Source organism: Citrobacter sp. R-1.5.2 (genome assembly GCF_035064245.1).
Taxonomy (GTDB): Bacteria; Pseudomonadota; Gammaproteobacteria; order Enterobacterales; family Enterobacteriaceae; genus Citrobacter.
In genome coordinates, this window is record NZ_JASEYC010000061.1 from 1 (window position 1) to 1,899 (window position 1,899).

2 protein-coding genes and 1 pseudogene are annotated in these 1,899 nt (G+C 55.9%); all 3 read left to right on the plus strand.

The window, feature by feature from the left end:
- Positions 1-258 precede the first annotated feature (258 nt).
- On the plus strand, positions 259-1,464 hold the full coding sequence (gene chrA, locus QMN38_RS26505) for a chromate efflux transporter (protein ID WP_000184001.1): 1,206 nt from the start codon (positions 259-261) through the stop codon (positions 1,462-1,464).
- Between the two features lie 10 nt (positions 1,465-1,474).
- On the plus strand, positions 1,475-1,780 hold the full coding sequence (locus tag QMN38_RS26510; RefSeq protein WP_000130000.1) for a PadR family transcriptional regulator: 306 nt from the start codon (positions 1,475-1,477) through the stop codon (positions 1,778-1,780).
- Between the two features lie 43 nt (positions 1,781-1,823).
- A pseudogene (locus QMN38_RS27235) lies at positions 1,824-1,889 on the plus strand (EAL domain-containing protein); the annotation flags it as partial.
- Positions 1,890-1,899 lie beyond the last annotated feature (10 nt).

A 1,899-nucleotide genomic window follows, 5' to 3' on the forward strand; every position in this document is an offset into this window, starting at 1 on the left:
GGGAACGCCCGCCTGGGACGTCGCGCGGATCGACCGGACATTCGCGGAGACCTTCGTCCTGAGATCCGAGCTCCTAGGGATCGCCTCAGAAAACGGAAAATAAAGCACGCTAAGCCGTAAGTAAGCGTGCTCCTGTGAAAGCCACAGCTAAAACTGCGTAGTACACATAGAGGTATTTTTTTCTAGATTTATATCGAATTTCGTTATCGAATTTCGCTTATTATTGATCAACTCGTTGCAGATCATGAAGGCGAAAGTATGACGAATAACCCTACCGATGACAGCAGACCATGGTCGGTCTTTCTTATTTTTCTGCGGCTTGGATTGACATCTTTTGGCGGCCCCATTGCGCACTTGGGCTACTTCCGCGCCGAATTTGTCACACGGCGGCGCTGGCTCTCCGAACGGAGCTATGCTGACTTGGTCGCGCTTTGTCAGTTCTTGCCAGGGCCTGCAAGCAGCCAGGTCGGCATAGCGGTAGGACTGTCTCGGGCTGGATACAGCGGGGCGCTGGCTGCTTGGGCTGGCTTCACGCTGCCGTCTGCCATAGCCTTGATCCTTTTTGCGCTCGGCATCTCCAGCTATGGCGATTACGTCTCGCAGGGCGCGTTGCATGGCTTAAAAGTGGTGGCTGTGGCCGTGGTCGCTCAAGCAGTATGGGGCATGGCGCGTAACCTATGCACGGATGGGCTGCGAGTCACCATCATGGCAATTGCTACCTGCGTCGTTTTACTTGTGCCGTCCGCGTGGGGACAGGTTGGCGTGATTGCTATCGCAGGCATCGCAGGCCGGTTATTGTTCAAGCCAGCGAAAGTTGTTGAGCATGACCCCCTACCTATCACGGTCAGTCACCGGGCCGGCGTGCTTTGGCTCTCGCTGTTCTTTGTCTTGCTGATTGGCCTGCCGGTGTTGGCCGAACTGATGCCAAGTCAAACCATGGCAATGGTGGATTCCTTCTATCGTGTCGGATCACTGGTGTTCGGCGGTGGTCACGTTGTGCTGCCATTACTGCAAGCCGAAGTGGTGCCCTCCGGCTGGGTCAACAATGAATCCTTTCTCGCGGGGTACGGGGCAGCTCAAGCGGTGCCCGGCCCTTTGTTCACGTTCGCCGCGTTTCTTGGTGCCTCGATGAACACCGCCCCGTCGGGCTGGATCGGCGGCATTGTGTGTCTGCTGGCTATCTTCGCGCCCTCGTTCTTGCTGGTCGTCGGATCAATGCCATTTTGGGAGCGTTTGCGCCGCAATACAGGCATCCAAGCTGCGCTGGCCGGGATCAATGCCGCTGTAGTCGGCTTGCTGCTGGCCGCGCTGTATCAGCCTGTATGGACTAGCGCCATCTTTCAGCCGCAAGACTTCGGCTTGGCATTAGTTGCCCTTGTCGCACTTATGTTCTGGAAGCTCCCGCCGTGGCTGGTTGTCCTCGGTAGCGGTGCAGCTGGGTGGCTGTTGAGCGTCGCTCTGTGAGGCACAAAAAATGACTGACAAAGACCTCTACGGCGGTTTGATCCGCCTGCACATCCTTCACCATGCAGCCGAGGAACCTGTCTTTGGGCTGGGGATCATCGAAGAGCTACGCCGACACGGCTACGAGATGAGCGCTGGCACCGTGTACCCGATGCTGCACGGCCTGGAAAAAAAAGGCTATCTGACCTCACGCCACGAACGCACCGGGCGACGTGAACGGCGTGTTTATGACATCACTGAACAAGGCAGAACTGCACTTGCTGATGCGAAAACAAAGGTCAAGGAGCTGTTCGGAGAGTTGGTAGAAGGTGGTTGAGTTTTTGCTTCTATGTCAGGTTGAGCTATACCCTAACTGGATTGTCATTTTCAGAAGACGACTGCACCAGTTGATTGGGCGTAATGGCTGTTGTGCAGCCAGCTCCTGACAGTTCAATA

Excerpts from the sequence above, each read along its gene's own strand:
- chrA (WP_000184001.1), top strand. The coding sequence starts at position 259 with ATGACGAATAACCCTACCGATGACAGCAGACCATGGTCGGTCTTTCTT.
- QMN38_RS26510 (WP_000130000.1), top strand. The coding sequence starts at position 1,475 with ATGACTGACAAAGACCTCTACGGCGGTTTGATCCGCCTGCACATCCTT.